A 6,000-nucleotide genomic window follows, 5' to 3' on the forward strand; every position below is an offset into this window, starting at 1 on the left:
TGACTTCAGGAGGGGTTCCATGGCCACCCGCACCGCCACCCGTACCGCACCAGCCGCCGGCCGCGAGATCGAGGGCCGCGACAGCGTCGGGCTGTACCTCGACGAGATCGCCCGCAACCCGCTCCTCGACGCCGCCGCCGAGGTGGATCTGTCGCAGACCATCGAGGCCGGCCTGTACGCCGAGCACCTGCTGGCCGAGGGCCGCGTGGGTCGCCGCAAGGGCGGCGCACCCGGCCGGGCCACCCAGGAGGAGCTCGAGTGGCTCGCCGAGCAGGGTCGCCAGGCGGTCGACACGTTCATCACCGCCAACCTGCGCCTGGTGGTCTCGATCGCCCGCAAGTACGGCCGGGCCCAGATGCCGATGCTCGACCTGATCCAGGAGGGCAACACCGGCCTGATCCGGGCGGTCGAGAAGTTCGACTACACCAAGGGCTACAAGTTCTCGACGTACGCCACCTGGTGGGTACGCCAGGCGATCACCCGCGGCATCGCCCAGCAGGCCCGCGTCGTGCGGCTGCCCGTGCACGTGGTCGAGGAGCTCAACCAGGTCGGCGGCGCGCGCCGCACCCTGGAGCGCCAGCTGGGCCGCGACCCCGAGCCGGCCGAGATCGCTCTCGAGCTGGGCATGGAGGTCGACCGGGTCCTCGACCTGCTGTCGTGGGGTCGTGAGCACGTCTCGCTCGACACCCCCGTCGACGAGGACGGCGACACCTCCCTGGGCGACCTGATGGCCCAGGAGACCTCCCCGGGCCCCGACCTCAACGTCATCGACGTCGAGTCCCGCGACCGGCTCAACGCCCTCGTCGGCCACCTCGACGACCGGGCGGCCGACATCATCCGCTCGCGCTACGGACTGGCCGACGGGCGCCAGCACAAGCTGGCCGACATCGGCGCCAAGCACGGCATCTCGGCCGAGCGGGTGCGTCAGCTCGAGCGCGAGGCGCTGCAGAAGCTGCGCCGCTTCGCCGACCCCGACCTGGCCGCCTGAGCCGACGAGAACCACCCGGCGGCCGGGAGGATCGGCCTACGGGGCGGCGTACGCCGCGACCTCCAGCGCCTGGGCGGCCTCGGCCGCCCGGGCGCTGACGTCGTCGGGGACCTGCTTCTCCTGCGCGACGCGTGCCTGCCACAGCTGCAGCGCCACGACCCGGGCCGCCGCCTCCTCGATGCGCTCGGGCGCGACCTCGCCGCCACTGATCGCCTTGGTGACGCGGGCGTGGGTGCGGCGGGTGTCGGCGGGCATCAGCAGCAGGTCGGCCCCGGCGACGAGCGCCCTGACGGCCAGGTCGGGGATGCCGGCCACCGCGCCCATGCCGAGCGAGTCGGTGATGGCCACGCCCTCGAAGCCGACCTCCTCACGCAGGTGCTCGTAGACCTCGGGGGCGATGCTCGAGGGCGTGCCCGGTGCCAGCGCCTCGACGTCGAGGTGGCCGATCATCACCGACGGCGCCCCGGCCTTGGTGGCGGCGCGGAACGGCATCAGGTCGCGCTTCTCCAGCTCCTCGACCGGGGTGTCGAGGGCGGGCAGGGTGAGGTGGCTGTCGGCCGTGGCGCCGCCGTGGCCCGGGTAGTGCTTGGTCGTCGAGACCGTGCCGGAGCGGTCGAAGCCGTCGACCGCGGCCGCCGTGGCCTTGGCGGCCAGCCGGGGGTCGCTGGAGGGCGAGCGGCTGCCGATCGTGGGGTCGGCGGCGCCGATGGTGACGTCGGCGACGGGGGCGTAGACCCAGGTGAAGCCGAGGTCGCGCAGCTCGAGCCCGGTCGTGTACGCCGCCTCGCGCACCGCGACCTTGCCGCTGCGCCCGTTGCCGTCGACGGCCTCTCCGGCGGTGCGGAACGCGGGGAACTCGGTGGCGATGCCGCGCAGGTGGGAAACGGTGCCGCCTTCCTGGTCGACGCCGATGACGGCCGGGAACTCGCGGCCGCTGTCGGCGACGGCCTGGGAGACCGCGGCCGTGGTGGCGCGCACCTGGGCCTCGTCGACGACGTTGTCGCCGGTGACGCAGACGCCCGAGAGGTGCAGGTCGGAGACGAGCTGCGCCGGCTCGGCGGGGTCGGTGCCGGCGTAGCGGCCCACGATCACCTGGCCGGCGAGCTCCTCGGGGCTCATCTGCGCCACGACCTCGCGGGCCTCGGCGAGCTCGCCCTCGGTGGGGCCCCACGAGGTGGCCTGGTCGGGGTCGACCGTCTCCTCGGGCTGCTCGAGCTCCTGGGACTGCTCCCCCGGCTCGACGGTCGCGTCCGCCGACGGCGTGCCCGACCCGCTGCCGGCGGTGGTGGTCTCGTCCGTGGTGCCCGAGCAGCCGGAGACCAGCAGCCCTGCGCTGAGCGCGGCGGCCGCCAGCGCGCCCGGGCGCCTCACGCGGCCGTCCGGAGCTGGTCGTGGACGGCCTGCACCTGGGCGCGCAGGTCGTCGAGGCTGCCGGTGTTGTCGATGACGTGGGTGGCCACGGCGAGGCGCTGCTCGCGGGTGGCCTGGGCGGCGATGCGCGACTCGGCGTCCTCGCGGGTCCAGCCGCGCTGGCCCAGCATCCGCTCGACCTGGGTCTCGGTGGGCACGTCGACGACGACGACGGCGTCGAAGCCGTCCGCGCGGCCCGACTCGGCGAGCAGCGGGATGTCGTGCACGACCAGCGCGCCGTCGGGGGCGGACTCCTCGAGCTCGGCGTAGCGCTCGAAGACCAGCGGGTGCACGATCGCCTCGAGCCGCTTGCGTGCGGCGTCGTCGCCGAAGACCAGGCGGCCCATCGCGGGCCGGTCGAGGTCGCCCTCGGGGGTCAGCAGCCGCTCGCCGAACTCGGCGACCACCGCGGCCAGCCCCGGCGTGCCCTTCTCGACCACCTCGCGCGCCAGGGCGTCGGCGTCGATGACGACGGCGCCCAGCTCGGCCAGCATCGCCGCGACGGTGCTCTTGCCCGACGCGACACCCCCTGTGAGACCCACTCGCATGGGCGCCACGCTACGTCGTGGCCCGAGGATTTTGCCCATCGGACCCGGGTCGCGCCTTCCCGCACCGCCGACCCGTTGGGACGATCAGGGCCCGACCACCGGAGGACGGCCCACCATGACCACCACGACGAGCACCAGCACCGCGATCGACGCCCCGGCCGGTCGGGTCTGGCGGCTGCTCACCGACGCCGCCTGGTGGAACCGGGCAGACAACGGGGTCGTCGACGTCGCCGGCACGATCCGCGAGGGGCAGCGCGTCAAGCTGGTCTCCGAGCTGAACCCCCAGCGCGGCTTCAAGCTCAAGGTCGTCGACGTCGACCCGCCCCGGTCCATGACGTGGAGCGGGGGCATGCCCGTGGGGCTCTTCACCGGGCGGCGGACCTTCCAGGTCGAGCCCGACGGCCCCGAGCGCTGCACCTTCACGATGGCCGAGGACTTCACCGGTCCCCTGGCTCCGCTCATCACCCGCTCGCTGCCCGACTTCCAGGACTCCTTCGACCAGTTCGCCGCCGCGCTGAAGGCCGACGGCGAGGCCGCTCGCGACGACTAGGGAGCAGGCCGCTCGTCCGCCTCGATCGTGGTCACCGGCGCTCTCGAGGCCCGCGCCACCCGGCTGGGCAGGTCCAGCTTCAACCAGCGCGAGAGCCGTCCCGGCAGGGTCGAGACGATCACCTCCGAGTAGGAGTGCTCCGCCACCTGCTCCTTGACGGCCTCGATCGGGTCGGCGTCGCAGACGGCGCCCTCCGCCCGGGCCCCGGCCTCCTCGATCGCTCGCGTCATCTTCGCCAGCCGCCGCTCCGCGAGGCTGCGGGCCTCCTCCATCGTCTTGCGCCGGTGCTCACCGTCCTGCTCGAACCACGCCCGTGCCTCCACGCCGGACATGCCCTCGTAGGGCACGAAGCCGCCGGACCACCCGCTCTCGTCGGGAGGAAGCGTCACCGGCACCAGCACGTAGAAGCTGCTGTCCCCCCGCTCGATGCGCTCGCGGACCGTGCGCTCGAGCTTCTCGCCACCCAGTGTCTGGTTGGCCACGACCAGGTACTCGTCCACCGAGACCACCTCCTCAGCACTGGTTCGATCTTCTGCCCGACGCCGGCGCGGGTCAAGGACTCCACAGCCCTACGCGTGCCCGGCTGGGCGAGAGAACGGCCCCTGCGCCGTGTCGGTGCCCGGGGTTGCCAGGAGCGGGACCGGTCGGCACTGTGAGCGTCGTGAGCGAGGTACCGCTGCCGTCCCGCACAGCTCGCCTGGTGGTGGGCGTGCTGACGATCCTGGTGCTGCTCGTCGGGGCCTGCATCCTTGCCCTGGTGGGCTTCTCCGCGCTGTACGCGGGCGCGCCCGGCTGGCTGGTGGCGACCGCTGTCATGGCGGTGCTCGTCGGGCTGGTCGTGTGGTTCCAGCGTCTGCGTCGCGCGGGAGCCCGCGACTAGGAGGATGCCCAGGTGCGGCCGATCGTCCGTCGCGATGTGTGCGTCGTGCACGCCACCGTGCCGTCCCGTCCGGCACAGTGGCGTGGCATGACCTCTGAGTCGTCGACCGCCGAGCAGCGACCGGACCACTACGACGCTTTCGCTGACGCGTACGCGCGGGCGAACGAGGAGGGTCTGTTCAACAGGTGGTACGCCCGACCTGCGGTGCTGGACCTGCTCGGTGATGTCGCTGGGCGGCGGATCGTCGACGCCGGTTGTGGTTCCGGTCCGCTCCTCGCCGACTTGGAGGAGCGGGGAGCGAGCGTGGCTGGGTTCGACGCGAGCCCCGCGATGATCCGGCTCGCCCGCGAACGGCTTGGAGCCGAGGCCGACCTGGAGGTGGCCGACTTGACCCAGCCGCTCCCGTACGACGACGAGGCGTTCGACGACGCGTTGGCGGTCCTCGTCCTGCACTACCTCGAAGACTGGTCACGGCCGCTGGGTGAGCTGTGGCGCGTGCTGAGGCCGGGCGGTCGGCTGGTCGTCGTGGTCAATCACCCTGTCATCCCGCCGGTGCTGTACCCCGAGCTGGACTATTTCGCGACCGTGCCGAACGAGGAGGAGCACGACTTCGACGGCGTCTCCGCGACGCTGACGATCTGGTACCGGTCCCTCAGCGCGATGTCGGACTCCTTCACCGCCGAGGGTTTTCGGATCCTGGCGATCAGCGAGCCGCCGGTGTCGCCCGAGACGCCGCCCGAGCTGCTGCCACCCAGCGAATCCGATCCCACCCGTTTCATCGGGTTCATCTTCTTCATCCTCGAGGCCGGCTCCTAGATACCACTCAGGCGACACCGAGAAGTTCTCCACAGATCGTCGAACTGGTGTTCCCATCGCGCTCTCGGCTTGGGAGAATGGTGGGCATGAGGCTGCTCCAGAACCCCACCAGCGACCGGGTCCCCGACCCGGGTGCCGGGGTGCCCGCGAACAGCTTCCCGGCCGCGGAGGCCGGTCCGGTGGCGCAGGCGGTCGCGACCGCTCGTGCAGCGATGGCCGCCGCCCGCTCCCACGACCTGAAGGGTCAGCCGGTCGACGACCTCGCCGGCCTGGTGCAGGCACTCTCCGGCCTCGAGGCCGAGGCCTCCGCCCTGCTCGGTGACGTGCTCGGTGAGGCCGAACGCCGCCAGGTCGCCGACGCCGAGGCCGCCACCGGCACCGATGCCTGGGCCGCCGCACTGACCGGGCAGTCCCGAGAGGTCCTCGCCGGCGGCGCCCGGATCGCCGAGCTGCTGCGCACCAAGTACCACCACGCCCGCGAGGCCTACGCGACCGGGGCGATCACCACCCGCCAGGTCCGTGTCATCGTCGCCGCCGCCGAGCAGGCACCCCTCGAGACAACGGTCGAGCAGCTCGCGGCCGCCGAGGAGGTCCTGGTCAACAAGGCCAGCGGCGTCGGCACCCGCACCGGGCGCCCGATGAACCCCAAACGCCTGCGGCAGGCCGCCCGACGGATGCTCGACGTCGTCGACCGCGACCTGGCCGACAAGCACGAAGCGATCATGCTCGGGCGCGAGTCCCGCCGCGCCAAGCACGAGACCTACCTCGCCCTGCACGACAACGGCGACGGCACCTACTCCGGCAAGTT

Annotated in this window: 8 protein-coding genes; 5 read left to right on the forward strand and 3 right to left on the reverse strand. The window is 72.7% G+C overall.

Features of this window, described 5'->3' with window-relative positions:
• Nucleotides 1-19: 19 nt before the first annotated feature.
• Nucleotides 20-988, forward strand: a complete 969-nt coding sequence (locus ABKW28_RS04095) for a sigma-70 family RNA polymerase sigma factor (protein WP_193670293.1) — start codon at nucleotides 20-22, stop codon at nucleotides 986-988.
• Nucleotides 989-1,024: 36 nt separating this feature from the next.
• Here the strand turns inward: ABKW28_RS04095 and ABKW28_RS04100 are convergent, their stop codons facing one another.
• On the reverse strand, nucleotides 1,025-2,359 hold the full coding sequence (locus ABKW28_RS04100; RefSeq protein WP_348606537.1) for a glycoside hydrolase family 3 N-terminal domain-containing protein: 1,335 nt from the start codon (nucleotides 2,357-2,359) through the stop codon (nucleotides 1,025-1,027).
• Nucleotides 2,356-2,946 (reverse strand): dephospho-CoA kinase, encoded by a 591-nt coding sequence (gene coaE / locus ABKW28_RS04105; protein WP_348606539.1) that lies wholly within the window; start codon nucleotides 2,944-2,946, stop codon nucleotides 2,356-2,358. Before coaE ends, ABKW28_RS04100 begins: the two co-directional genes overlap by 4 nt.
• A gap of 115 nt (nucleotides 2,947-3,061) precedes the next feature.
• Here coaE and ABKW28_RS04110 point away from each other — a divergent pair, with 115 nt between their 5' ends.
• Nucleotides 3,062-3,496, forward strand: a complete 435-nt coding sequence (locus tag ABKW28_RS04110; protein ID WP_348606541.1) for an SRPBCC domain-containing protein — start codon at nucleotides 3,062-3,064, stop codon at nucleotides 3,494-3,496.
• On the opposite strand, the gene ABKW28_RS04115 is transcribed toward ABKW28_RS04110, so the two are convergent.
• Nucleotides 3,493-3,996, reverse strand: a complete 504-nt coding sequence (locus tag ABKW28_RS04115) for a hypothetical protein (RefSeq protein WP_348606543.1) — start codon at nucleotides 3,994-3,996, stop codon at nucleotides 3,493-3,495. The genes ABKW28_RS04110 and ABKW28_RS04115 overlap by 4 nt on opposite strands.
• 161 nt (nucleotides 3,997-4,157) lie before the next feature.
• Between ABKW28_RS04115 and ABKW28_RS04120 the strand changes: the two genes are divergently transcribed.
• From ABKW28_RS04120 to ABKW28_RS04130, 3 genes are all read left to right on the forward strand, one after another.
• Nucleotides 4,158-4,376 (forward strand): hypothetical protein, encoded by a 219-nt coding sequence (locus ABKW28_RS04120; protein WP_348606545.1) that lies wholly within the window; start codon nucleotides 4,158-4,160, stop codon nucleotides 4,374-4,376.
• 12 nt (nucleotides 4,377-4,388) lie between these two features.
• Nucleotides 4,389-5,192, forward strand: a complete 804-nt coding sequence (locus ABKW28_RS04125) for a class I SAM-dependent methyltransferase (RefSeq protein ID WP_348606547.1) — start codon at nucleotides 4,389-4,391, stop codon at nucleotides 5,190-5,192.
• 86 nt (nucleotides 5,193-5,278) lie between these two features.
• A partial coding sequence (locus ABKW28_RS04130) for a hypothetical protein (RefSeq protein WP_348606549.1) occupies nucleotides 5,279-6,000 on the forward strand: 722 nt, incomplete at its 3' end.

The organism is Nocardioides sp. 31GB23, from assembly GCF_040012395.1.
Taxonomy (GTDB): Bacteria; Actinomycetota; Actinomycetes; order Propionibacteriales; family Nocardioidaceae; genus Nocardioides; species Nocardioides salarius.